The organism is Halomonas sp. CH40, from assembly GCA_041875495.1.
GTDB lineage: Bacteria > Pseudomonadota > Gammaproteobacteria > Pseudomonadales > Halomonadaceae > Vreelandella.
On the sequence record CP112982.1, the window covers coordinates 2,058,629 to 2,083,976 of the forward strand.

The following is a 25,348-nucleotide window of genomic DNA, read 5'->3' on the forward strand; positions in this document are numbered from 1 at the left end:
GTCTGTTTTCTGGCGGCTAGAGCATCATGGCCGCCAGCCAGCCAAAGCCTATCAACGGCAGGTTGTAGTGTAGAAAGGTCGGAACCACGCTATCCCAGATGTGGTCATGTTGGCGGTCGACGTTCAGCCCCGAGGTGGGCCCCAGAGTAGAATCCGATGCCGGTGAGCCAGCATCGCCAAGCGCTGCAGCAGTGCCAACCAGCACCACGGTAGCCATCGGCGAAAAGCCAAACTGCAGGGCCAGCGGCACAAAAATCGCTGCAATAATCGGTATGGTGGAAAACGACGACCCTATACCTAAAGTGATAAACAGCCCGACCAGCAGCATGATCAGCGCCGCCAAACCGCGATTATCGCCAAATACCGCAAAAGCACTTTCCACCAGAGCATCGATGTCGCCGGTGGTTTTCATAACCTCGGCAAAGCCCGCCGCTGAAATCATGATAAAACCGATCAGTGCCATCATGCGCATGCCGCTGGTAAACAGGTCGTCGGCCTCGCGCCATTTGAAGATGCCGCCCAGCGAGAGCAAGGCCACACCGACCAGACCACCCAGAATCATCGAGCCGCTATACAACTGCAGCCCCAGCGCTGCCACGATGGCCACGCCTGACATAATCAGACCCAGCCTATGCGGCTTGGGCGTGCCGGTATGGCTGTCGCCCCCCTGCTGTGACTGCTGGCTGGCTACCTCCAATGCCTGATAATGACGCGGTTTGCGATAGCTCCAGAACAACGCCACCAAAAGCCCTATGGCCATACCGCCCACGGGAATGGCCATGGCCAGCGGCACCATGGAGCGGGTCACTTCCAGCCCCAAAGGCGCCCCGGCGCTGTTCAGGTTAGCCAGCAGGATGTCATTCAGGAAGATGGCTCCAAAGCCCACCGGCAGCAGCATATAGGGTGCCGTCAGCCCGAAAGTGAGCGCGCAGGCAACGGCACGGCGGTCAAGATTGAGCTGATTCATGACCTTGAGCAAAGGCGGAATCAGGATCGGGATAAAGGCAATATGCACCGGAATCAGGTTCTGGGAAAACACTGCCACCAGCAGCACCGCGCTGAGTAGCAGGGTTTTCACCCTGGCCTGCTGGGCGGCATTGGCTTCCTGACCTAATAGGCTAATCAGACGCAGCGCCAGCATATCCGGCAGGCCGGAACGTGAAATAGCCACCGCAAAAGCCCCCAGGGTGGCATAAGCCAAGGCGACCTGCGCACCACCGCCGACTCCGGTATTGAAGGCATCCAGCGTCTGTTCAAGCGACAAGCCCCCCACCAGACCGCCCACCAGCGCCCCGGCCACCAGGGCAAACACCACAGACACTCGGGCGAGCGAAAGTACCACCATCACCAGTACAGCAAGAATAACCGCGTTCATCCAGACTCCAGCAGTGTTAATGAATTATCAAGTTCACAAAAGCCGGAGATTCTATCAGATCAGAACGCCTTCGGTAGTCGAATTTGCTATTCTTCCAGTTTAAACATAGCGCAGTTCAAGTTCAGTTCAGCTCAAGCAGGTTCAGGCAGTCAATAGCAATCACCCTTTCTTCATCAGTGGGAATGACCCAGATGCCCACATGGCTATCAGCGGATGATATACAAGGGGCGCTTTGCTGATTGGCGCTGTCATCCAGCTGCATGCCCAACCATTCACACTGGGCGACGATCTTGGCCCGCACCTGTGCGGCGTGCTCGCCCACCCCGGCGGTAAACACCAGCTGCTCCACGCCGCCCAGGGCACCGGCCAAACTGGCAATTTCCCGCGCCGCTCGGTAGCAATAGAGCTCTATGGCTTCGCTCGCCTCAGGGGCATCGCTTTCCAGCAGTTCACGCATATCGCTGCTGATGCCGGACACCCCCAGAAGGCCTGAGCGCTTGTATAGCAGGGTGGAAACCTCCTCCAGACTCATACCTTCATGGCTGGCCAGATGCAGCACCAACCCAGGGTCAAGAGAGCCCGAGCGCGTTCCCATCGGCAAGCCATCCAGGGCGGTGAATCCCATGGTCGAGGCAACACTGACACCCTCGCGGATGGCACACATGCTGGCGCCGTTGCCCAGGTGGGCCACAATCACCTTGGAGCGTGGCGCATCAGCGGGCAGCACCTTGGGCAGGGTGCGCTGGATATAATCGTAGGACAGCCCGTGGAAGCCGTAGCGCAAAAGCCCTTTGGCGGTCAGCTCACGCGGCAGGGCAAACTGCCGCGCCTGCCAGGGCTGCTGGGCATGGAAGGCGGTATCAAAGCAGGCGACCTGGGGCAGTTCTGGGCGTTGCTCCATCAATACCTTGATCGGCGCCAGGCCATGGGGCTGATGCAGCGGTGCCAGACTGGTCAACGCCTCCAGACGTTCAACATCTTCAGCGCTGAGCTTTACTGCCTCATGGTAGGTCTGGCCGCCATGTACCACGCGATGGCCAACCGCCGCCAGAGTGGCTTTATCATCACGCTGATCAAGCCAGGTCATCAACATGGTGATGGCCTGCTCGTGGGTCTCGGCGGGCGTCAGACCAAGGGCCTTAAGCGCCTCTGAGGAGTAGGGTTCTGCACCCTGCTCCACACTCCAATGCGCCAGGGACACCTTGCTTTGCGATGTCGCCAGGCCGGAAAAGTGGCCGCTATAGGTCAGCGTCAAAGCCCCTTCGTCGTTAGCCGCTTCCTGCTGACTAACCCGGTAGAGTGCAAACTTGACGCTGGAAGAACCGCTATTGAGTACCAGAATATCGTCCATGTTCAGGCTCCGTGTGAATCATCAGGCAGGCTGGCTTTTATCTGATGATCCGCCAGCAGCAAGGCCAGCGCACTTGAAGCCATGCGCGTCAGGGCGTCGTCAGCACGGCTGGTCAGCATGATTGGCACCCGTGCGCCGACCACCAGGCCCGCGCCGGTGGCATCGGCCAGATGAGTGAGCTGCTTCATCAGCATATTGGCGGCTTCGAGATCCGGCGCGACCAGAATATCCGCATGGCCAGCGACCTTGGAGACAATGCCCTTGGTCTTGGCAGCCGCCTCGGAAACCGCATTGTCAAAGGCCAGAGGGCCATCCAGATTGCCGCCGGTAATCTGACCACGTTCAGCCATTTTGCACAGCGCGGCAGCGTCCAGAGTGGAGAAGATTTTCGGGTTGATGGTTTCAACCGCCGACAGCAGCGCCACATTGGGGTTGGTATTACCCAGCGCATGAGCCAGCTCAATGGCATTCTGAACAATATCGCGCTTTGCCGCCAACTTGGGATAGATATTGATCGCCGCATCGGTAATCAACAGCGGGCGCGGATAGGTCGGCACATCGAAGGCCATCACATGGCTCAGGCAGCGCTCGGTGCGCAGGCCGGTGTCACGCTTGAGCACCTCATGCAGCAGCTCATCGGTATGCAGCGTGCCTTTCATCAGCGCGCCGACCTTACCTTCACGGGCCAGGGCGACGGATTTCTCGGCGGCGGCATGGCTATGGGGCACATCCACCAGCTCAAAATCACTGATATCCACCTCGGCCTGATCTGCCGCTGCCTGGATCTTGGCTCTTGGCCCTACCAGAACAGGAATAATCAAGCCCTGGGCAGCCGACTCCACGGCCCCACGAATAGCGCTTTCATCCACCGGGTGAACCACGGCCGTCGCCATCGCCGCCGGGTGGTCAGCGGCGGTCAGGATTTCATGCAGCCGCCCGCGCTCGGTCAGGCGCACCTTGGGCAGCAAGGTACGCGGGCGGCTGATTTTCTTGGTCGGCGCCAGCACCCGGGCATCGCCTTCAATCACTGTATCGCCGCGCTGGTTTTCACACCGGCAGGCAAAGGTGATCTGGTGGCGCTGGTCGTCCTTTTCCATGGCACGTACCGATACCCGGAGGACGTCACCCAGACGTACCGGCGCCTTGAAGCGCAGCGTCTGGCCGAGATACACCGTTCCCGGCCCAGGCAGTTGGGTGCCCAGCACGGTTGAAATCAGCGCGCCGCCCCACATGCCATGGGCAATCACTTCCTGAAAGCGGCTGCTCTTGGCAAAATCTTCATCCACGTGAGCGGGGTTAACGTCGCCGGACATCACCGCAAACAGCTTGATGTCCTCGACGGTCAGGCGCTTTTCGAGAAACGCTTCCTCACCCACTTCAATCTCGTCATAGGTGCGGTTTTCAATCACATTATTTTCAGTTAACTCGTATGCAGGCATGCCGTGCCTCCTTCAAATAGTCGCGCGTAAGCCAACAGACTCTGAACTGCTCAGTCATCTAGAAGCGCAGGTGATGACCAGCGTCCACATAGTGGGTCAAGCCGGTCAGCGCAGCGCCTGCATCTGATGCCAGGTAGACAACGGCATGACCAACATCCTGCACGCTGGCCAGGCGACGCAGCGGCGAACGTGTTTCGCCGTCGTGGGCCAGTTCCTCAAAATGCTTGAGGCCCGATGCTGCCCGGGTGCGAATGGCCCCGGGAGATACGCCGTGAACGCGAATCCCTTGAGGGCCAAGTTCGGTGGCGATATAACCGGTAGCGGCTTCCAAAGCGGCCTTGACCGGCCCCATCAGGTTGTAGTTATCAACCACCTTTTCAGCGCCGTAATAGGTCATGTTGAACAGGGTGCCGCCGCCCTCTTGCATAAGGGGTTCGGCGCGCTTGGCCATGCGAATGAAGGAATGACAGGAAATATCCATGGCCTGGGCAAAGCCATCACGGGAGCAGTCAACCACTCGCCCATGCAGGTCTTCCAGCGGGGCGAAGGCAATCGAGTGAACCACAAAATCGACCCGACCCCAGCGCTCATGGGCACGGGCAAACAGGGCATCGAGCTGGTCATCCTGCTGCACGTCGCACAGCATCAGCTCGGGATTGCCCATTTCTTCGAGCAGGGGTGTGACAAATTTCTCGGCTTTCGGAGTGGCATAGGTCACCAGGCATTCAGCACCGGCTTCATGTAACGCCTGGGCGCAACCAAAGGCAATGCTGTCATGATTGGCAAGACCCGCTACAATGCCGACTTTGCCAGCCAATGAAAATGGGTTATGAGACATGCGGACTCCTTAGTAGGAAGGAATTAGTAGCAACGAATTAGCAGCGACGAAAAAATCAATACTGCAATAGTTGAGCCAGAAAATATATTGCACTGCAACAAAGTTAGCAGTTTTTTACCTTTCATGCATGTTTAATGCTTTGTTAAACAGTGATTATTGATGTTGACACTGCCTATACCTTATTCGGAACACGTTACCGTTGTATTAGCAACCACGCTGGCGGTCATCATTGCTGTCTTGATTCACTATGAGTCCTTGATGATTATCTCAAGGTTTATCGACCGATCTGTGTGCCCTCACCGCCAGAGGATTCTCGGTATGGCCTTTGGCGTTTTGATTATTCATATACTGGAAATCTGGCTCTTCGCTGCCACTGGCTGGCTGCTCAGTGAATACGCGGGCATAGGATCATTAGAGGGATATGACAGCTTTAATTTTCTTGATTACGTGTTTTTTTCAGCGGTGACCTATACCACCGTTGGTTATGGTGATATTTACGCCCTCGGCGCCGTGCGGTTTTTATACGGCACCCTGGCACTCACCGGCTTTGTGCTGATTACCTGGTCAGCCTCGTTCACGTTTCTTGAGATGCAAAAGCACTGGATGAAAGATAGGTAAACTTGGCCGCTGTGTACATCACAAAAAGGACGCCTCATGTTGGAAGTTATTGCTCTTTCTATTGCTTTTGTCGCTGGAATCTTGGCCAGGCAGCTTAGCCTGCCACCCTTGGTTGGCTTTCTGGCGGCTGGCTTTGCGCTCAATGCCATCGGCCCAAGCATCGGCTTACCCAGCGATGCAAGCCCGGTTCTTGAGCATATAGCCCACCTTGGGGTCTTGCTGCTGCTGTTTACCATTGGCCTGAAACTCAATATCAAGAGCCTGGTTCAACCCGCCGTGCTAGGTGGCGCCTTTATCCATCTGGCGATTACCAGTGGCGTTTTTACCGCTGGCTTTTTGTTCTTTCTGGAACTGAGCTTTGAAAAAGCCCTGCTGCTGGCCATTGCACTGTCTTTTTCAAGCACCGTATTGGCCGCCAAGGTATTGGAAAGCAAGCGGGAATTGCGTGCCTTTCATGGTCGAATCGCGATTGGCATCCTGATCATTCAGGATCTAGTCGCCCTGGCGGTACTCAGCATCGCCAGCGGCCAATCGCCTTCCATCTGGGCACTCTGGGTGTTTGCCCTGCCTCTATTAAGGCCACTTTTCTATTGGCTGATGGACGTTGCCCAACACGACGAATTGCTGGTACTGATGGGCGTGGTGTTGGCTATCGCCGTCGGTGGAAAGGGGTTTGAAAGCGTCGGGCTAAGCTCTGAAGTTGGCGCTCTGGTGATGGGGTTGATGCTCGCCAAGCATCCACGCGCGCAGGAGCTTTCCAATGCCTTGTGGGGACTGAAGGAAATGCTGCTGATCAGCTTCTTCCTGCAGATCGGCATGTCGGGCCTGCCAAACGCTGAAGCGCTGATTTTCGCCGTGGTGATGGCCTTTATTCTGCCTCTGAAAGGGATACTTTTCTTCGCCCTGCTGATTGCCTTCAAGGTACGCGCCCGCAACGCCTTTCTGGGCGGCCTCAGCCTGACGGCCTACAGCGAATTCGGCTTGATTGTATCTGCTGTTGTGCTGAATGAATGGCTGGTGCCTTTGGCGATTACGGTGGCGCTTTCATTTGTGATTGCCGCACCGCTGAACCGCATAGCACACCCACTGTTTGACCGCTGGGAAAACTGGCTCACCCGCTTAGAAACCGATACTGAGCACCCCGACGAACAGCCTATTGATCTCGGTAATGCTCAGGTACTGGTCCTGGGCATGGGACGCACCGGTAGTGCCGCCTATGACTTCTTTGCCGAGCGCCAGCTGCCGATTATCGGGATTGACTCCGACCCCAACAAGGTAGGCAAGAGCCAGCGCCACGTGGTCTACGCCGATGTGGAAGACAGCGGCTTCTGGCATAAACTCAATATTGACAATCTCAAGGCCATAGCATTGACCACTCCCAATATGGAAAGTCGATTGCTGGCAGCCACGCAGATACGTAAGGCGGGTTTTACCGGCAAGATTATTGCCGGTATCGATTTTACCGATGAAGAAGAACCGCTCAAGCAGGCAGGTGTGGATCAGACATACATGGTCAAGTCTGGCGCGGGCATTGGTATTGCCGAGAAAACCTGGGAGTGCATGTCACGTTAATATCTTGCTTTGGCCAGCGGCACTCTCCCAAGACGCCTACGCCATCATGCGCCAGCGCCGCCACTGGCGCATGATGACCCCATGTTTGGGTGAAAACAGCAGGGCCAGGAAAAACAGGCCGGTGGCCACCAGAACTATGCTGCCGCCGGAGGCAACATCCAGCACCACCGACAACCACAGGCCCAGCACGGCAGAGCTCACCCCGACTGCTACTGAGAGCCACAGCATGGTGGCAAAACGGTCAGTCAGCATATGCGCCGTTGCCCCCGGCGTGATCAGCATGGCCACCACCAGGATGATCCCCACGGTTTCCAGGCTCGCCACTATGGTCAGGGTCAACAGCAGTATCAGCCCGTAATGCACAATGCTGGTGTTGAACCCCAACGCCTGGGCCTGCTGGGGGTCGAAGGTGTAAAGCATCAAGGGACGATAGGCCAACCAGATGACTAACAGCGTGATGACACTGGCCGCTAGCGTCAGCAGCATATTGGTGGGCTGAACGCCTAACACGTTGCCAAACAGGATATGCATCAGATGGGTACTGGTGGCGATCTTGCTGATAATCACTATCCCCAGCGCAAAGGCACCGGTAAACATCAGGCCCATGGCGGCATCCGACTTGATTCGCGTATGGCGCTCGATGGCGCCAATGCCCAGTGAGGTCAAGGCACCGGTAATAAAGGCGCCGATGAAAAACGGCCAGCCCAGCAGATAAGCAATCGCAACGCCAGGCAGTACCGCATGGGAAATAGCATCGCCCAGCAGCGACCAGCGTTTGAGCACCACGTAGCAGGACAGCAGGCCACAGATTGCGCCTACCAGCACCGATGTGAGCAAGGCCCGCTGCATGAACGCATATTGAAAGGCATCCGCTATGCCTGCGGGCAGCAGGTTGATCAGCATCATAAGGATGCTTATCAGCGGCGCAGTCACTTGATCAGCAATTGCCTGCACGAATTATTTCTCCTCGTTGATTGGGCAGGGTCAGTCCTGCAGTTCATCATCTGATGTCCCTACAGCCAGCGTTGCCAGGCGCGCATCACTCAGCATATCTTCAGGTGAGCCGGTTCCGCGCACTGTGCGGTTGATCAGCACAACGTGATCCACATAGCGGCGAGCACTCGGCATATCATGGGTGACCATGATAACGGTGCGGCCCGCTTTACGTTGGCCAGCCAGCACCTCCAGAATCAGTGCTTCGCTGGGTGGGTCCACTCCTGCCAGAGGCTCATCCAGCAACAGAATATCCGCCGACTGGGCCAGGCAGCGGGCAAGCAGCACGCGTTTTTTCTGCCCGCCGGAAAGCGCGCTGATATGGCGGTCTGCAAAACCCAGCATATCTACATCCGCCAGCGCGGAACGCACCGCTTCAGTATGGCGCGAATGCACAAAGCGGCTGGGCGCCAGCCGTCGCCATAACGGGTCTTCACGCATATGACCAAAACGGCCGGTCATCACGGTATCCCACACGGAAATCGGAAAATCCCACTCAATGGCTTCACGCTGGGCCATATAGGCAATCCGCCCGGCACGGCGAGCATTAAAGATACGCTCTCCAAAGGCGCTGATTTCCCCTTTCAGCGGCGACATGCTCCCGGTCAGCACACGAAACAGGGTAGATTTCCCTGCGCCGTTAGGCCCGACAATGGCCGTCCAGCGGCCACGCGGGAAATCCAGGTTGATATCACTGAGCACTGGCTGACGCTGGTAAGCTGCGTAGACGCCCTCTACCCTGATCGCCGCGTTATTGGCTATATCGCTGCTCATGTATCGCTGTCCACCGCCAGGTGCTCGCGTAACAGTTCGGCGTTGTGACGCATCATATCGATATAGCTGCTCGCTGGCCCGTCTGTCTCACCGAGTGAATCCACATACAGCGGCCCGGCAGCCTCAACCCCGGTATCCCGGGCGATACTGCTGACGTGCCGATCAGAGATGGTGCTTTCCCAGAAAATAGCCTCAGGCTGGCGTTCCATCACCAGGTCGATGACCTCCATCAGCTGGCGTGGCGCACCAGCGGATTCAGCATTGTTGCCCCAGATACCGGTATGCTCAAAGTTATAGGCCTCAGCAAAGTAGATAAACGCCGCTTCGCTGGTCAGCAGGAAGCGCTGCTCATCGGGAATCGCTGATAACGTCTCTGTGATTTCATCGTGCAGAGTCTCAAGCTCTTCCTGCAGCACCTCAGCGCGGCTATTGAACCCGTCTGCGCTGGACGGCCGGGCTTCTGCCAAGGCATCCGCAATCACCTCAACGTAGGCTGAAGCCGCGCGCGGGTCCATCCACAGATGCGGGTCGGTATCGCCGCTCAGCTCACCGGTCACAATGCCACGGGTCGGGTAGCCGGAGGCTTCCGCCACGCCAACCAGAAGCACGCCGTCACGGGCGGCTGATTCCACCTGGCCCATCCACTGCTCCAGCTGATAACCGTTATAGAAGATAATATCGGCCCGTTCGATAGCGGAAAAATTCCCTGGCGTCAGCTCCCAGTCGTGGACTTCTGCATTGATGGGCGTTAGCTGGGAAACCTCAGCGTCGTCACCCGCCACCTGCTCCACCAGATCACCCAGCACCGTAAACGTCACCGCAACGCGCAGCGGCGACGCTTCAGGTGCCGCTTGTGCAAGCGACGTGACCGTTAACAAAAGCCCACCTAGCCAGTACTGGTAGTGTTTGGTCATGATAACCTTCCTTCTACAATTCAGTTGATGCTATGGAAGACAACTTTAGCGCAACAAGAAAGCCTTAGGCAAATAGTTTAGCCTAGGCTAACAATTTTACATTATGATAGGTTACCATGATGGACATCATCCACTGCCATCGGCATTTTTTTATAAGCAGATGAGTCATGAGTCAGCACACACAACCACCTGAAACGCCCACTGTATTGGATAGCGGCGATGCCTTACCGCCTGTTGAGCAACACGCTCGACAGTACGAAACGGTACGCTTTGCCCATGAAACCGAACTGATCGAAGACTATGTTGAACTGATTGGTGATCTTATCGCCCATCGCGGCGAGGCAAGAGCGGCAGATATTGCCAGCCGCATGGGGGTCAGTCAGGCGACGGTTTCCAAGATGATCCGCCGCCTTAATGAGCTGGGCCTGGTCACCAGCCAGCCCTACCGCTCGCTGTTTCTGACCTCGGCTGGCAAGGATATGGCTCAGGTTTCTCGGGCACGCCACGATATTGTGCTGAATTTTCTGCGCGCCCTGGGAGTTAACGATACCACCGCGCGCATAGACGCCGAAGGCATGGAACATCACGTCAGCGATGAAACCCTTGCCATCATGCAGGCGTTTATCCGCAAAAACGTCAAGTAAGCAAGTGCCCTAGGCTACGCCAAGGTAAGCTAGCAGGCACTTGCAGGTTATGGATTTCACGCCTTATAGATGGCCAGGCCACTTCTGCCAGAGCGCTTGATTTGGTACATGCACTGATCTGCCACATCGATCAATTCGCGTATATCAGCGAAATCACCATCGCACAGGCAGGCGATACCCACCGAGACACTGATATAAAGTGGATCACCGTCAATCAGCAGGATAGGGTCAGTCTCCAAGCGTTTGATCAGACGTTCTACAATAGTGCGAGTGCCGCTGGCCTGCTCATCTGGCAGTACCAGTAGAAATTCCTCACCGCCGTAGCGCCCTGCCAGATCGCCCTCACGCACCGATGACGTCAGCAGGGCGCCAAAGCGCTCCAGCACCTTATCGCCTATCTGATGGCCGTGTTTATCATTCAAATGTTTGAAATGATCCAGGTCTATAAAAGCAATCGACATGGTGCGCTGATGCTGTCGGCAAAACGTAAAGCGCAGCTGCAACTGCTCTTCCAGCCAAGCGCGATTGGCAAGCCCGGTCAAGGCATCCCGGCGGCTCAACATTTCCAGCTCATCCTGACGCTGACGCAACAGTTGTAACTCTTGCTGCTGTTGATCAAGACGCGTATGAAGCGATAGCGTCTGCTGGAACAGGTGTTGCTTGGCTTCCTGTAGCATCTGTTGATTATCATGATGCTCGGGCATTTCAACGGCCAGCAGGCTGGCCATATCGGGCAACTGGGCTTGAATGCTTTCCAGTAGCTCAGCGGTTGAAATCGCCTCCAGCCCGTCAAGCCGCTTGCATTGACGAACAAGGTTAGCCATTGCTTTGGCAGAGTCGCCGCACAGCCAGGCATCAGCAATCGAGCCTGCCAAACGTAAACACAGCAGGTCATTCGGGCTGGCTACCAAGGGGCCGTGGCTGTCTTCAATACCTTTAATCAGATGGGCGGGCAGCCCCCAGTGCTGGCCTAACCAAGCCCCTACGCTGGCATGGTTACAGCCAAACAGCGCCTGCTCCTTTTTTTCCAACTGAGAGGGCACCAACAGGTATTTACTGTAAAGTCTTTCAGCGGTCTCCGGCGCTACGCAATCCAGCGCCAGCACCCCAATATCCTGTAGCAGAGCAATAGTAAACAAGGGGCCTGAGTAAAGCGGGCAAAGCCGCTCAGAGAGATAGCGCGCTGCCAGGGCCGCGATAATGGCCCGCTGCCAGGTCAACTTAAGATAGCTCTCCTGCTTGCCAATACGCGCCAGCCCGAAACTCATCACCGCTGCCAGCGTCCCGTCCAACCCAATCCGGGAAACCGCTTGATGACAGGTGTACATACGAATCTGTTGACGCGAATACAAGGCACTGTTGGCCAGCGACAATAACCGCAGCGTCAGCGCCGGATCATTTTCTATTGCCTGAGAATAGTCTGTCAGACCAGCATCCGGCTGTCTGGCGACGTCCAATACCCTGATAACCGCTGCCGGCATGGAAGGTAAGGTTGTACACTTTTCAAGCTGTGCCTTGAGACTTTTCGGTACAAAGATCGCCTCACTGGGCTCAGTCGCCACAGACGAGGGTTTGAAATCGGGCATTGCCCTTCACCTTTTCCCTTGATGAACCCTAAGTCGAACATTCTCTATCTAACCATATACACCTTATGGCAGAACTGCCATCACCTTGTGCCAACAGGCAGTACGGCTCAGCGCATTGATAGCAGCTTATCAATCGCCCGCGTGACCGCTTGACGATACCCGCTACCAAATAGCAGCAGATGGTTAAGGAGCGGATAAAGCTGGAAAAGCGTTTCACGCCTATCCCAATCGGGGGGAGCAGGGCCATTCCAGTAAGCTTCGAAAAAGGCGTCTCCCGGTGCGCCAAACAGCGTCAGCATGGCGAGATCCACCTCTGGGTAATGCCGATAGACGGCTGGGTCAATAATGGCTGGCCCGCGCGAGGTATAAAGCACGTTACCCGACCAGAGATCACCGTGAACAAGGCTTGCGGGCACATCTTCCAGCCAGGTTTCAAGGTTTTCAGCAATCGCTTCCAGGGAAGCTTTCAGGCGCTTGTCTAAAAGGCCTTTTGCGTAACAGGCCTGGGCAAGCGGCAACAGACGCCGCTCGCGCTGAAAGGCTCGCCCATCAGACAGTGGCTTATTGGGCTGGGGCGTGCTGCCACAGGCGTTATCCCGGGCCCAGCCGTGAGTATCGCCCGTATTGCCATGCAGCTTGCGCAGCCCTTCACCCAGTGCGGCCCCACTGCGTTGATGGGCTGGGGCAGTTTCCAGCGCCTCCATCACCAGCCATCCCCCCTGCTGGCCCAGCACCTCAGGCACAATCAGGCCGCTATTGGCCTTGGCCAGCGCCTGCAGGCCCTCAGCCTCTCCTGCCAAGCGCTCGGGTGAATCTGATTTGACAACGACATCGCCCTGGTCAGTCGCCAGACGGTAAACCGCTGCGATATCGCCACCGCTGAGTGGTTGAAGTGAGCCTCGTCCGGTCAGTCCTGCCGTTTCCAGCAAGGCGTCAAGAGAATCCGTCATTTGGCACTTCCTACTTGGGTGTATGGTTGTAGACTATCAAGTATCTTGCCTCTCGATCATCAAGATGTCATTGTCTATGGCAACCTCTATAGCCACTGCCAGACTACGGGAATTCACCTTGTTCATTGCCCAGCAGCGCTCACCCACCTGCCTCGCGAGAGCGCCCTCACCTGATTGGTTCAGGCTTGAACGGAAAACGTCTATGCCTTCACAAGCGGCGATGATACTGCCATGAAACCTGAGTCTCTTGCTTTACAGAACCGGTTATTGCCGGGTGTTTCTCGCACCTTTGCCCTGACCATTCCCCAGCTGCCAGAAAGCCTGCGTCCGGCCATCACCAACGCCTACCTGCTGTGCCGGATTGCCGACACCGTGGAAGACAGCACCGAGATGGCGCCACAGGACAAGGATATTCATTATCAGCGCCTGCTGGCAGGGCTTGGCGATGGGAATGCTGCACAAACGTTTGCCACCACTTTGCTTGAGTCCGGCCTGATCCACGACCCGCTGGAGCGTGAACTGGTCGCAGAAACGCCCAGCGTGCTGCGCGCCTTTGGTGAACTGCCGCAGGAACAGCAGGCGGCACTGCGCGACTGTCTGCATACCATGTGCCAGGGCATGGCCGACTTTGAACACCTGAAATCCCCTTATGGTCTTGAAAGCAGCAGCTGCATGCGTGACTACTGTTACATTGTGGCGGGCTGCGTAGGTGAAATGCTTACCCGCCTGTTCGCTGACACCCACCCTCAGATTCATGCCCAGCGGGAAGAGATGCTGCGCCTTGCCGTTGCTTTCGGCCAAGGCCTGCAGATGACCAACATTCTTAAAGACGTCTGGGATGACCAACAGCGCGGCATCTGCTGGCTGCCACGTGATGTGTTTGCCGCACGAGGCGTCGATCTGACACAAGCAGAAAACTGGCAGGATCACCCCGGCTATCGCGAGGGTATTCGTTATCTGGTCGGCGTAGCCCACCACCACCTGCAATTGGCGCAGGACTATACGCTGCGCATACCGGCGTCAGAAGTCGGCATGCGGCGCTTCTGCAGCTGGTCAATCGGCATGGCACTATCAACGCTGCGTAACATTGCGGCCCAGCCCGGGTATTCCAGCGGCCAGCAGGTCAAGATATCACGACGGCGCATGCGCCTGATCATCGCTGCCAACAGCCTCTCCGTCAGGAACGACACCCTGCTACGCGGGGTTTTCCGTTTAGGCCGCCATCGGCTGCCTTACCTTCAGGCAGCCGATATTGGCCCACTGCAAGCCGTGTCTCTACGCGACAGGCAACCGTCAGCAATGGGTTAGACGCTGCATATCTGGTGCTGAGCGGTTGATCTCGGTTAATCTGTTTGCCATCACTTCAACAACCAAGGATTCGTGTTCATGCTGGGATTCCTGCAGGGGTTTTCCTATGGTCTGTTCATGACCTGTCTGCCCTGGTTGCTGGTAGGGCTGTATAATCCCAGGCTGGCGCTTGCCGTCAGCGCTCCCAACCGTTTGCAGGTCATCCTGCGCTACTGCCTGGGTATTCCCTTTCTGAGCATGCTGCTGTGGCTAACCTCCTTGTGGGGTGGCTTCAGCCCTAGCCTGGTGGGTTGGCTGGTAGGCATTGTGGCCATTCCCATTGCGCTGCCTATTGAACGCAAACTACGTGGCTGGCTGGCACAACGTCGTGAACGGCGTCACCAGCAACAGATGGACTCAGAGGCACGCAAGCGGCGCGCTCAGCAGGAACGCACGGCGTCTGAAGCCGGTGTCCGAGTGCTTGACCCGGACCACCCGCCTGAAAACGCCGACGAACTGGTGCTGGCCATGTGCCAGGCCAAGCAGCGCCTGCTCGATGTGCAGCGGCCTGACCTGGCGATACTGCCTGACCGCCTGTACAGCCGTTACCGGCATGTTATGGAGGTACTCGGGGAGCGTTTCCACAGCGGTGAACTGGCGTTTGAGCGCTCTCGCGGGCTGGTTAGCCAGGTGTGTTATGGCGCCATTGATACCTTTACTAGCATGGCATCCCAGTCGCGTGGCGTGGTCAGCGTGGATGGCCACTATGTGCGCGCACGCCTCTCCCGGGAAGGCCAACGCCTCAGCCATGAAGAACGCACTGCTCTGCAGCGGCGTCTGGATCTGCTCAACGAAACCGAGCAACGCCTGAAGGGGCTCACCGCGCAGATTGAATCGGCGCTGACCGTGCTAGACGATACCGCCGTTTCCATGGCGCAGATTGAAACAGCTCGCCCGCAGGCCTCGGTGACCACTGAACAAGCACTGGAAGATCTACGCCGCTTTGTTGAAGGCGCGGATCGCTATGCCCGCAGGGATTAACCCAAGGAGATGCCATGAATCAGCCAGCCGATGACAACCGCCGCCTTTCGCTGCCGCCGGTTGAAGACATTGCCGCCTCTGTAACCTCTGAATCTGCCGATAGTGACCCTGAGCTTGAGGCGATGGCGAACCGCTTTGTCGCGGATATTCTCGCTACAGACGATCAGGACACACTGGCTCGTCAGCGTCAGGCCGTAGACGACATGGGGCTTGAGTTACAGCAGCAGGCGGCCCACCGCAGTGCCATGCTACAAACACCGCTGCGCCAACTGGCGCATCAGGGCGATGAAGGCGGCCCGGTGGCCAAGGCGCTGAACGACCTGCGCGGACGCATGGAAGGGCTTGATCCATCCCGTCACCGCCTGGCGCCGAGCGCCTTTGATCGGGTGGTTGCCATTATCCCCGGCCTTGATAGCCGACTGCAGCGCTACTTCCGCAAGTTCGAGAACGCCCAGCAGGCGCTCGATGCCATTATCGACGAACTGGAAAGCGGCCGTGATATGCTGTATCGCGATAACCTTACTCTGAATGATGATCAGCAGGCCTTGAATAAGATCCTGTCTGAACTGAATCGTCAGGTTGCTCTTGGCCGCCTGATCGACCAGCGCCTGCAGGAGGAAATACGCACCCTTGACGACACGGCTTCCCAGCGCCAGTTCATCGAGGAAGAACTGCTCTTCCCTCTCCGTCAGCGCATTGTGGATCTTCAGCAACAGCAGGCGGTCAGCCAGCAGGGTGTACTGGCGTTGGAAGTGATCATCCGCAATAACCGCGAACTGATACGCGGCGTGGACAGAGCCATTAATGTGACCGTCTCGGCGCTGACCGTGGCCGTCACAGTGGCCATGGGCATGGCCAACCAGCGCCTGGTGCTGAACCGTATTGAAGCGCTGAACACCACTACCTCGCAGATGATTGGCGGCACGGCTAAGACCTTGCGCCAGCAGGGCGTGGATATCCAACAGCGCGCCTCATCGGCCATGCTGGATATGCAGGTGCTGGAGGAAGCCTTTGGTGACGTCATGGGAGCGATTGATGACCTGTCCAGCTACCGTCAGCAGGCCCTGCCCCAGCTTGATGAGCAGATCGACCGCTTGGCAGCTCTCTCCCGGCAGGGCAATGCCGCTATCGAACGCCTCCAGGAAGGCAACCAGCTGCAGCCAAGCCGCGGGCGCTCTGATGATTGAACCGCCAGAAAACAACCGCTTTACAGACCCCCAGCTTGACGAATTCCGCGCTTGAAGCGCGGAATTGTAAATTGATCATCGCGGTAGAGCGCTTTATCTGGCAAACTTCGCTGCCGCGAAGATGAACCTTCCTCGCCTTTGAACCTTATGCTCAGCGACAGCGCCACTGCGTGCCTTGCTTGTTGAGCGCTTGCGGAGAACGCATGAGCTTTTCTGAACTTGGTCTGCACGACGATTTACTCCGCGCGGTGACCGCGCAAGGCTATACCCAACCTACCCCTATTCAACAAAAGGCCATTCCGGTTGTCCTGGAAGGCCGTGACATGCTGGCCAGCGCCCAGACGGGCACCGGCAAGACCGCTGGCTTCACACTGCCGATGCTACAGCGCCTGGCCGGTGGTAAAAAACCCGGCAAACGCCAGGTAAGGGCCCTGGTACTTACCCCGACCCGTGAACTTGCCGCTCAGGTAGGCGAAAGCGTCAGCGTATATGGCCAGCATTTATCGCTACGCTCGCACATTATCTTTGGTGGCGTGGGCCAACAGCCCCAGGTGGATGCGCTAAAAGCCGGGCTTGATGTGCTGGTGGCCACCCCGGGCCGGCTGCTTGACCTGCACCAGCAGGGCCATGTGGATCTTTCCAGCGTCGAGATCCTGGTGCTGGATGAAGCCGATCGTATGCTCGACATGGGCTTTATCCACGATATCAAGCGGCTGTTACGTTTGGTGCCCAAAAAGCGCCAGAACCTGCTGTTTTCAGCGACCTTCTCCAATGAGATTCAGGCGCTGGCCCAACAGCTTCTGGATAACCCGGCGCTGATCGAAGTAGCCCCGCGTAATACCACCGCCGAAAAAATCCTGCAGACGGTTTACCGGGTCGATCGCGACCAGAAGCGTCACCTGCTGGCGCATCTGATTCAGCAACACGGCTGGTTCCAGGTGTTGGTGTTTACGCGCACCAAGCATGGTGCCAACCGCCTTGCGGAACAGCTTTCCAAGCAGGATATCCCGGCCATGGCGATTCACGGCAATAAAAGCCAGGGCGCCAGAACCCGTGCCTTGGGTGCGTTCAAAAGCGGTGACCTGCAGGTATTGGTAGCCACAGATATTGCCGCTCGCGGACTGGATATCAACGAACTGCCCCATGTGGTGAATTTTGACTTGCCCAATGTCGCCGAAGACTATGTTCATCGCATTGGCCGGACAGGTCGCGCTGGCAGCAACGGCGAAGCGGTATCCCTGGTCTGTGTTGATGAGCACGGTTTGTTAAGCGGTATCGAACGCCTGATCAAGCAGAACCTGCCCAAACGCATTGAACCCGGCTTTGAGCCTGACCCTAACGCCAAGCCCGAGCCCATCGAGAATGGCCGTCGTGGCCAGCAGCAGCCTCGCGCCAAGCGTAAAACCGACGGCCAAGGCGCAAAAGCCGACGGCCAGCGCCGCCGCGCCCGCCGCTAGCAGTTACCAGCTTGCCTAAGGCCTGCCAGCCCTAGCGGTTAGATGTGGGGCTAGGTATGAGGATGGGTGTGAGCTTTGGCTAGCAAATTTCAATATTGCAGCGGTTCACACTTGTCCCTAGCCGATTGGGGGTTAACGCAGATTCTTGCTCAAAGGAGATTCTACCAGCGTTTAGGCGAGCGTCGGGAGGCATGAAAAACACGGAGAATCTCAATACGGTTTAATCGAGGCCTGACGCGATAGGGAATGATATAGCGGGTATCAGGAACAACCAGCTCACGAGTGCCATGGATGCGACCTGGCTTGCCCATGGCAGGGTTGTCGGGCAGTAGGTTGACGGAATCGAAGATCCTCTGAACGACGAGTTTTGCTGCTGCAGAGTCTTCTTGAGCAATGTAGTCTGCTTCGCCATTGAGGTTATGGAGCGCTTTGCTAAGCCATTTAACCTGCATTAACGCCCCATTTGGCAAATGTCTTGTTTACGTCCTGATCACTGGCGAAATCACCATTGTCAGCTTCCTTGATGGCGCCTTCGATCTCTTGAATCTGCCACTCGTTCAACTCGATGAAGTCTCGCAGTGCTTCGGCAGCCAGGAAGGACTTGGATCGGTGGGTGGCTTCGGCCAGCTGTTCAAGTCGTTGCTTTAGATCAACTTCTAAGCGAATAGTCATGGTGGTAGACATGCGAGCACCTCAAAGTGAGTACAATGTGTACAATCTAGCACAAGCAAAAAGGCGCATCTAGCCAAGGACCGTATCATGAATGATGATACGGTCCTTTTGTATTTAAAGTGTTTAAAAGACACTGCCACGATGCTCAGATCATCAATAAATCCATAAATTTATTGACTGGGTAAGCCTCAAGGCGTGCGGGCTCCTTGCACAGCTCAAAAATCTCATCCGTGCGCCCGTGGGGGAAACGCGTTGCCAAGTTACGCCTGAACTTTTTCTCCAGCTCCTTGATCCCTTCAGCACGCCGCCGCCGATGCCCGATAGGATATTCAACCGCGATCTTGTCTGTGGCACTACCATCGTTGAAAAACACTTGGATAGCATTGGCAATCGAGCGTTTTTCCGGGTCGTGATAATCCCTGGAATAGCCCTCGTCCTCGACCACTTCCATCTTGTCACGCAACTGATCAATGATCGGATGACTGGCATGGAAATCATCTTCGTAATGTTCAGCCACCAGGTCGCCAAAGGCTAACGGCACGGCGGTCATATACTGCAGACAGTGATCCCGATCAGCGGGATTGGCCAAGGCGCCCGACTTGGAAATGATACGAATGGCTGAGTCATGGGTCGTCAGCACAATCCGGCTGATATCACTCAGGCGATCTTTCACCTGAGGGTGCAGGGTGACCGCTGCCTCACAGGCCGTCTGGGCGTGAAACTCGGCCGGAAAGGAAATCTTGAACAGAATGTGCTCCATCACATAGCTGCCAAAGTCACGCTGAAAGCTGAACCGGCGCGCTGGCTCGGGTTTCAATGCCAGATCTTTATTGGTCTGACTGAACAGCACATCGTAGAAGCCCCATTGGGGTGCCGTCAGCGCACCTGGAATGCCCATTTCGCCGCGCATGGCAATATCGGCAAGGCGCACGCCTCGGGAAGTCGCATCACCTGCCGCCCAGCTCTTGCGAGACCCCGCGTTGGGGGCATGGCGGTAAGTGCGCAGGCTCTGGCCATCCACCCAGGCGTGTGAAAGAGCAGACAGTAGCTGCTCACGGTTGGCCCCCATCATTTTGGCCGTCACCGCCGTCGTCGCTACTTTCACTAACACCACATGATCGAGACCCACGCGATTAAAGGAATTATCCAGCGCGAGAATCCCCTGAATTTCGTGTGCCATGATCATGGCTTCCAGCACATCGCGCATGGTCAGTGGTTGGCCACCTTCTGCCAGCCTCTTCTGGGAAAGATGATCCGCCACCGCCAGGATACCGCCCAGGTTATCGGAAGGGTGCCCCCACTCTGCCGCCAGCCAGGTGTCGTTATAATCCAGCCAGCGAATGATGGCGCCAATATCCCAGGCGGCTTTTACCGGATCGAGACGAAAGGAAGTGCCAGGAACCCGCGCCCCATGGGGCACCATGGTTCCCTCCACCAGCGGCCCCAGGTGCTTGGTACATTCCGGAAAACGTAACGCCAGCAGGCCACAGCCCAGGGTGTCCATCAAACAGTTGCGGGCAGTATCCCAGGCTTCACTGCTGTTAATCGTGTAGCCAAGCACGTAATCCGCGATTTTCTGCAATTCGTCATCGTAATCCGGACGAACATTGGTTTCGACAGTCGCGCTCATCCTGTTGACTCCTTAGTATTTACAGTATAGATGTTTGAAATCTAGATGTTTAAAACCTAGGCAGTTGAAAACCTAGGTAGTTGAAAACTAAGCTCCGAAAGTAAACTTTTAATACTTGTTTATCAGCGTAGCATCGTTATTGGCAAGGGTCTGTAGCAAGGGGTTCCATGATGGATGAAGTCACCAATCAGTTTATGGCGAACAATCAGACAACGATCGACCTGGCCGTTGCTCTAATGCTGGGGGCCATTATTGGCCTGGAACGAGGCTGGGGTGCCAAGGGGCAAGCCTCTGGCGAGCGGATCGCCGGCATACGAACCTATGCATTAATTGGCCTGCTGGGTGGTGTTGCCGCGCTGCTGAGCGTGGAGGTCACCGAGTGGGCCTTTCCGGTACTGCTGGTCAGCGTCGTCGCCTTTGCGCTTGTCGCTTTCCATGAACGGCTGACACATATTCGCAACTTCAGCATCACCGGCGCGATCAGTATGGTGCTCACTTTCTGTTATGGTGCCATTGCCGTTGCCATTGACCCGGCAATCGCAACCGCCGCTGCCGTGGTGACGGCACTGATTCTGGACAACAAACAGGAAATTCACGGGCTATTAGAAAAGTTACAGGAACACGAACTGGATGCGGCACTGAAGCTGCTGGCCATTTCGGTGGTCATGCTGCCTTTGCTACCCAGTCAGGATCTGGGCCCGGGGGGCGTGCTCAACCCGCGTGAAATCTGGTGGATGGTGGTGCTGATCGCCTCGGTGTCTTTCGTCGGCTACTTTGCGATCCGCCTGGCAGGTACTCGCAAGGGGATTCTGTTTACCAGCCTGTTTGCTGGCTTGAGTTCCTCGACCGCCTTGACGCTTCACTATGCCAGACAATCCAGGCTGTCACCCGATATCAACCCGCAGTTTGCCTGCGGCATCCTGATCGCCTGTGGCACCATGTTTCCGCGTATATTGATCTATTGCGCGTTAATCAGCCCGGCGCTGTTGCCCAGGCTGGTGTGGCCGGTGGTAGTGATGACCCTGCTGCTCTATGTGCCTGCCCTGATTATCTGGAAGCGCTACGCCGGGCGCCTCAACGTCAGCCGGCCGGAACTGACCCAGAACCCGCTGGATCTGAAACCGGCACTATTGTTCGGGATTCTCCTGGTAGGAATTCTCCTCCTCGGAGAATTCTTGCAGTCCTGGCTGGGCGAGTTGGGTATTTATATGCTGGCGGCGACATCGGGTATCGCCGACGTCGACGCCATCACCCTTTCTCTGACCCGGATGTCTCAGGAGTCTCTTGCCCAGCAGACGGCTGTCCTGGGTATTGTGATCGCCGCGGCCACCAATAATCTGGTGAAGTCTGGTATTGCCTGGGCGGTCGGCCAGAGAGCACTGGGAATCAAGGTCGCCGGCCCTATGCTGATGTCTCTGGTCGCAGGGCTAACGGTGGCCTGGCTTCAAGGCAGCGGTAGTTAGTTGCCAGGGCTCTCGGGGCGCATCTGGCGCTGAATGCCCAACAGGAAATTACGCAGGATCTGATCTTTGCACTCCCGGTAATTCTTATGGCTGGGTTTACGGAAAAAGGCACTTAGCTCATGGTGACTTAACGGCAAGTCAACCTGCTCAAACACCGCCAGAATATCGTCAGCTTTCAGGTTTAACGCAATGCGCAGCTTCTGGAAGACCATATTGTTAGTTAAATGTGTTTCCGGCTTAGGTGCCGCCCCATCCCGCTTGCCGCGCTTGAAACTGATAAAGCCGTTAAGAAACGCAGCTAATTCTCTGTCTTTCATGGTAATGAAGTCGTCATCCTCATCTTTTTTCAACCAGGCAGACACCTGGGCTGGCGTCACCTGGCTATCGGCAAGCGCGAAGATATCTACCATGGTGTTATCCTTGATATCAAAGGCATAGCGGATACGGCGGAGAATATCATTATTGGTCAAAATTGGGTTCCTGGCCTTGGGTTAACTGATCAAGCAATTCATCTATTTCTGCTTTCAGGTCATTATCTTCGATCTTATGCGCACTGGCTTTGGCCTGCTGGAGGTTTTGAATGGCAGCCTCTGGCTGACCTGTTTCTACCTGTAATGTTGCCATGGAAAAACCTATCGAAGCGATATGATCTTTAGATGACATGGCAACGGCTTTGTCCAGCGCTTTCTGGTAGATCAATAACGCCTCATCCAACGCTTCGGTGAAGTCAGCCAGGGTTTCCCATTGTTCAGGGTGATCTTTCTCGCTATTTTCATTGGCGAGGCAAAGCGCCTTCAGGTCTGCATAAAGCGCATCAAAAGACGCTCGGTCATCCTTGGCAGCGGCTTTCATCAGCTTTTCAGCCAGCTCATACACTGCTTTGTAGATTTTGGTATTAATCATTCATTGCTCTCTGTTACACCTTTCTGTTTTGGCTTAACCACTGTTTAATCTGTATCCAGCTTAAATAGTAGAGGTTTATCTGTTTGTTCACCAAGCTGTTCCAATGACAACACAACATTGCCTGCTTTCTGGCAAGTTAGCACTAACGGCGTGATGACTTGCGCGATGCCTTATCGAAGTACATGGCATCATCGGCGGCAGTGAACAGGTCATCAATCTGTTGGCCGTCAGCAGGATAGATACTCACTCCGACGCTGAGCGACAAGCCCACAGAACATCCATTGGCAAGCGTAATGGGAGCTCTTGTGCAGGCGATGATTTTTGCGCGCAGCTTATCCAGATCATCGGGCCGAATCGGTGGTGCAAACAGGATCACAAACTCATCGCCGCCAATACGCGCCACAGTGTCAGAGGTTCGCACCTGCTGACTCAAACGTTTTGCGGTTTCAACAAGCATCTGATCACCCGCTGCGTGACCATAGGTGTCGTTGATCGGTTTGAAGCCATCCAGGTCAATGACGGCAAGCGCCAGATACTGATCATGACGATGGGCGTAGGCCAGTGACTGTTCAGCACGGCGATGCAGATATTGGCGATTGGCCAGCCCTGTCAACCCATCGTGGTTGGCCTGGCGCTCGAGTTCTTGCTGGCTGAGCGTGAGCAGACGGTTAGTTTCTTCCAGTTCATGGGTGCGCCGCCTGACACGAGCTTCCAGCTCTTCTTTATGAACCCGCTCGGTTTCAAGCAGTTTCTGACGATTATCCAGTGCTTCTGTTTGCGCTTTGGCCTTCTGGCGTTGCAGGTTCTGGATACGATCGGCCAGCGCCAGCGAAAGCAGCAGCATCTCAACGGCAGACCCTATCATCATGGCATTCGATACGAGGAAAGAACTCGGCAGAATGCCCAGATTATGCAGCGCAATCACCATCACACCGAGTAGGAAAAACAGCCAGGCAAGAACAAAAAAGCGCGCGCCGGGTTCTTTCTGCACCAAGCTAACAATCCCGAGCAATGCTGCTGACACCACAAAAAACAGCGAAATGAGATTGACGGCCAAGGCCGCCAGATTATAGGAAATGAAAATGGCAGTGATCAGCGTCACTGCATACGCAACGCTGATCACCGGCATCAGCCAGTGCAGGCGTAATTTACGCGGAGTTGCCCCCAGAAAGCGCTGGACAAAAAGAGCGCCAAATATCCCTGCTGCTGACACCCCGCCAGTAGGCGTCAGATGGGTTAGCCAGGCCCATTCGGGAAACAGGAACTGGCCGGTAACGCCCGACAAGCCCGCCTGACCAATGGCCAGAAAAAACACATAGCCCGCATAGGTGACATACAGGATGTCGCGCAGGGCAAGGTATAAAAACAGGTTGTAAATCAAAAGGCTAAGCAGTACGCCATAATAAAGCCCCAGCACCATATAATAACCTTGATCACGCTGCCATAAGGCGTCTTTGGTCCATAGCGTCAGTGGTACTGTCAGGGTGCCTTCCGAGCGGATGCGCAGAAGAAGATCCTGCCTCAAGGGGGCTGCTATATCATTCGCCATGGGCCAGGAGATAGCAAAAACAGGGTTCAGATGAGGCAATTGGCGGGTAGAAAAAGGCAGAAGATCACCGGACTCTTCCATCTGCCATTTATTGTCTGCACCGGATACCTGAAATAGTGCCACTTCATCCAGCGAAGCATGCCCTACTTCCAGATACCAGGGCTGAGTGGCATCAGGCAAGCGCTGTAGTGGCACATACAGCCAGATAGTATCTCCAGTCAGGCCAAAGTTACGCTCGCCCCACTGAATAGCGGTATGATTGGGGTCTTGAAAGCGCGCTAATGCCTCTTGAGGGGTAAGCTCCTCGCCCTGATGACGAAAATACGCCACTTCTTCTGAGAGCGTGATGACCGGCGAATGCTTATCAAGCAGAATCGGCGTTTGAGCGAGCACCTGACCCGATAGGAAAAGAGTGATCAACATCAAGATCAAAAGCATCCACTGCCGCAACTGCCATACCCGCATTGCCTATACGCCCTGCCTAACGTCTAAACCGGCTAGGGTACCAGATGTAAGCCGCCAAGACGCTTTCTATCTACGCACTCGTTCAGATAATGCTTGGCTATACCTGCGCCTGGATAGGCTGTTAATCTATTGATTATCATGATTTAACATCAGGTGAGTTATGCTTTATTCGCTGTTGGCTCTGTTAGTGTCTGTTCTGCTGGTAGCTGTAACGGCCTCAACGGGCGCCCGTTTTCGCCCTGATAGCTGGTACCGACAACTGCAAAAACCCAGCTGGACACCCCCTGATATCGTTTTCCCGATTGCCTGGGGAGTGCTTTATTTATTGATGGCCATTGCGGCGTGGCGTATCTATATGGCCGAAGACTCCCATTTTCGCACCGCAAGCCTGGCCGTGTATGGCCTTCAGCTAGTGGCCAATGCGGCCTGGTCGTGGTTATTCTTTGGACGCAAGCAGGTAGCTGCCGCGCTAATGGATATCGCACTGCTTCTAGGCTTGATAACGCTGGCGATTGTGTTGTTTGCAAACGTCAGCGTACTGGCTGCCTGGCTCATGGTTCCCTATGGGCTTTGGGTACTGCTTGCTTTAACGCTCAATGCCACTATTTTGCGCTTGAACCGTCAGGGACAGAGCTGAACC

General features: G+C 55.9%; 24 protein-coding genes. 9 read left to right on the top strand and 15 right to left on the bottom strand.

Translation table 11 applies throughout. The features are described from left to right. Positions 1 to 16: 16 nt before the first annotated feature. From OR573_09470 to fabI, 4 genes are all read right to left on the bottom strand, one after another. The gene (locus OR573_09470; GenBank protein XGA78750.1) at positions 17 to 1,375 is read right to left on the bottom strand and encodes a Na+/H+ antiporter family protein; all 1,359 of its coding nucleotides are present in this window, start codon (positions 1,373 to 1,375) and stop codon (positions 17 to 19) included. Between the two features lie 121 nt (positions 1,376 to 1,496). Further along, on the bottom strand, positions 1,497 to 2,726 hold the full coding sequence (locus OR573_09475) for an acetate/propionate family kinase (GenBank protein ID XGA78751.1): 1,230 nt from the start codon (positions 2,724 to 2,726) through the stop codon (positions 1,497 to 1,499). 2 nt (positions 2,727 to 2,728) lie between these two features. Next, positions 2,729 to 4,165 carry a bifunctional enoyl-CoA hydratase/phosphate acetyltransferase gene (locus OR573_09480; protein XGA78752.1) on the bottom strand — a complete coding sequence of 479 codons (1,437 nt, stop codon included), beginning with the start codon at positions 4,163 to 4,165 and terminating at the stop codon, positions 2,729 to 2,731. A gap of 58 nt (positions 4,166 to 4,223) precedes the next feature. Beyond that, positions 4,224 to 5,003 carry an enoyl-ACP reductase FabI gene (fabI, locus tag OR573_09485; GenBank protein XGA78753.1) on the bottom strand — a complete coding sequence of 260 codons (780 nt, stop codon included), beginning with the start codon at positions 5,001 to 5,003 and terminating at the stop codon, positions 4,224 to 4,226. Between the two features lie 159 nt (positions 5,004 to 5,162). Between fabI and OR573_09490 the strand changes: the two genes are divergently transcribed. Continuing rightward, positions 5,163 to 5,621 carry an ion channel gene (locus OR573_09490; protein XGA78754.1) on the top strand — a complete coding sequence of 153 codons (459 nt, stop codon included), beginning with the start codon at positions 5,163 to 5,165 and terminating at the stop codon, positions 5,619 to 5,621. A gap of 36 nt (positions 5,622 to 5,657) precedes the next feature. Beyond that, positions 5,658 to 7,193 (top strand): cation:proton antiporter, encoded by a 1,536-nt coding sequence (locus OR573_09495; protein XGA78755.1) that lies wholly within the window; start codon positions 5,658 to 5,660, stop codon positions 7,191 to 7,193. 36 nt (positions 7,194 to 7,229) lie between these two features. Here OR573_09495 and OR573_09500 read toward each other — a convergent pair whose 3' ends face one another. From OR573_09500 to OR573_09510, 3 genes are all read right to left on the bottom strand, one after another. Further along, positions 7,230 to 8,099, bottom strand: coding sequence for a metal ABC transporter permease (locus tag OR573_09500; GenBank protein XGA81712.1), 870 nt, complete (start codon positions 8,097 to 8,099; stop codon positions 7,230 to 7,232). A gap of 78 nt (positions 8,100 to 8,177) precedes the next feature. After that, complete coding sequence (locus tag OR573_09505) at positions 8,178 to 8,960, bottom strand: metal ABC transporter ATP-binding protein (protein ID XGA78756.1); 783 nt, start codon at positions 8,958 to 8,960, stop codon at positions 8,178 to 8,180. Further along, the gene (locus tag OR573_09510) at positions 8,957 to 9,874 is read right to left on the bottom strand and encodes a zinc ABC transporter substrate-binding protein (protein ID XGA78757.1); all 918 of its coding nucleotides are present in this window, start codon (positions 9,872 to 9,874) and stop codon (positions 8,957 to 8,959) included. The genes OR573_09505 and OR573_09510 overlap by 4 nt, the downstream gene beginning before the upstream one ends. A 167-nt stretch (positions 9,875 to 10,041) precedes the next feature. On the opposite strand from OR573_09510, the gene mntR reads away from it, so the two are divergent. Further along, a complete protein-coding gene (gene mntR, locus OR573_09515) occupies positions 10,042 to 10,518 on the top strand; it encodes a manganese-binding transcriptional regulator MntR (GenBank protein XGA78758.1) in 477 nt (158 codons plus the stop codon). Between the two features lie 56 nt (positions 10,519 to 10,574). Here the strand turns inward: mntR and OR573_09520 are convergent, their stop codons facing one another. Then, a complete protein-coding gene (locus OR573_09520; protein XGA78759.1) occupies positions 10,575 to 12,104 on the bottom strand; it encodes a diguanylate cyclase in 1,530 nt (509 codons plus the stop codon). A gap of 107 nt (positions 12,105 to 12,211) precedes the next feature. Beyond that, entirely contained in the window at positions 12,212 to 13,054 is an 843-nt protein-coding gene (locus OR573_09525) for a fructosamine kinase family protein (GenBank protein ID XGA78760.1), read from the bottom strand. A 231-nt stretch (positions 13,055 to 13,285) separates the two neighbouring features. Between OR573_09525 and OR573_09530 the strand changes: the two genes are divergently transcribed. The 4 genes from OR573_09530 (at position 13,286) to OR573_09545 (ending at position 18,026) form a co-directional block, all read left to right on the top strand. Further along, entirely contained in the window at positions 13,286 to 14,362 is a 1,077-nt protein-coding gene (locus OR573_09530; GenBank protein XGA78761.1) for a phytoene/squalene synthase family protein, read from the top strand. Between the two features lie 78 nt (positions 14,363 to 14,440). Next, positions 14,441 to 15,382 carry a cobyrinic acid a,c-diamide synthase gene (locus OR573_09535; protein ID XGA78762.1) on the top strand — a complete coding sequence of 314 codons (942 nt, stop codon included), beginning with the start codon at positions 14,441 to 14,443 and terminating at the stop codon, positions 15,380 to 15,382. A 14-nt stretch (positions 15,383 to 15,396) separates the two neighbouring features. After that, on the top strand, positions 15,397 to 16,569 hold the full coding sequence (locus tag OR573_09540) for a toxic anion resistance protein (protein ID XGA78763.1): 1,173 nt from the start codon (positions 15,397 to 15,399) through the stop codon (positions 16,567 to 16,569). 203 nt (positions 16,570 to 16,772) lie between these two features. Beyond that, positions 16,773 to 18,026 carry a DEAD/DEAH box helicase gene (locus OR573_09545; GenBank protein ID XGA78764.1) on the top strand — a complete coding sequence of 418 codons (1,254 nt, stop codon included), beginning with the start codon at positions 16,773 to 16,775 and terminating at the stop codon, positions 18,024 to 18,026. 161 nt (positions 18,027 to 18,187) lie between these two features. On the opposite strand, the gene OR573_09550 is transcribed toward OR573_09545, so the two are convergent. The 3 genes from OR573_09550 to OR573_09560 form a co-directional block, all read right to left on the bottom strand. Then, positions 18,188 to 18,478: a type II toxin-antitoxin system RelE/ParE family toxin gene (locus OR573_09550; GenBank protein ID XGA78765.1), complete on the bottom strand. Its 291-nt coding sequence runs from the start codon at positions 18,476 to 18,478 to the stop codon at positions 18,188 to 18,190. Beyond that, complete coding sequence (locus OR573_09555; protein ID XGA78766.1) at positions 18,468 to 18,710, bottom strand: CopG family ribbon-helix-helix protein; 243 nt, start codon at positions 18,708 to 18,710, stop codon at positions 18,468 to 18,470. The genes OR573_09550 and OR573_09555 overlap by 11 nt, the downstream gene beginning before the upstream one ends. Before the next feature lie 133 nt (positions 18,711 to 18,843). After that, on the bottom strand, positions 18,844 to 20,328 hold the full coding sequence (locus OR573_09560; GenBank protein XGA78767.1) for a bifunctional 2-methylcitrate dehydratase/aconitate hydratase: 1,485 nt from the start codon (positions 20,326 to 20,328) through the stop codon (positions 18,844 to 18,846). 167 nt (positions 20,329 to 20,495) lie between these two features. Between OR573_09560 and OR573_09565 the strand changes: the two genes are divergently transcribed. Next, positions 20,496 to 21,791, top strand: a complete 1,296-nt coding sequence (locus tag OR573_09565) for an MgtC/SapB family protein (GenBank protein ID XGA78768.1) — start codon at positions 20,496 to 20,498, stop codon at positions 21,789 to 21,791. Here OR573_09565 and OR573_09570 read toward each other — a convergent pair. From OR573_09570 to OR573_09580, 3 genes are all read right to left on the bottom strand, one after another. Continuing rightward, complete coding sequence (locus OR573_09570) at positions 21,788 to 22,261, bottom strand: DUF1456 family protein (protein XGA78769.1); 474 nt, start codon at positions 22,259 to 22,261, stop codon at positions 21,788 to 21,790. The genes OR573_09565 and OR573_09570 overlap by 4 nt on opposite strands. Further along, on the bottom strand, positions 22,251 to 22,694 hold the full coding sequence (locus OR573_09575; protein ID XGA78770.1) for a tetratricopeptide repeat protein: 444 nt from the start codon (positions 22,692 to 22,694) through the stop codon (positions 22,251 to 22,253). The genes OR573_09570 and OR573_09575 overlap by 11 nt, the downstream gene beginning before the upstream one ends. 142 nt (positions 22,695 to 22,836) lie before the next feature. Continuing rightward, a complete protein-coding gene (locus tag OR573_09580) occupies positions 22,837 to 24,666 on the bottom strand; it encodes a diguanylate cyclase (GenBank protein ID XGA78771.1) in 1,830 nt (609 codons plus the stop codon). A 202-nt stretch (positions 24,667 to 24,868) separates the two neighbouring features. Here OR573_09580 and OR573_09585 point away from each other — a divergent pair, with 202 nt between their 5' ends. Next, the gene (locus OR573_09585; GenBank protein XGA78772.1) at positions 24,869 to 25,345 is read left to right on the top strand and encodes a tryptophan-rich sensory protein; all 477 of its coding nucleotides are present in this window, start codon (positions 24,869 to 24,871) and stop codon (positions 25,343 to 25,345) included. Positions 25,346 to 25,348 lie beyond the last annotated feature (3 nt).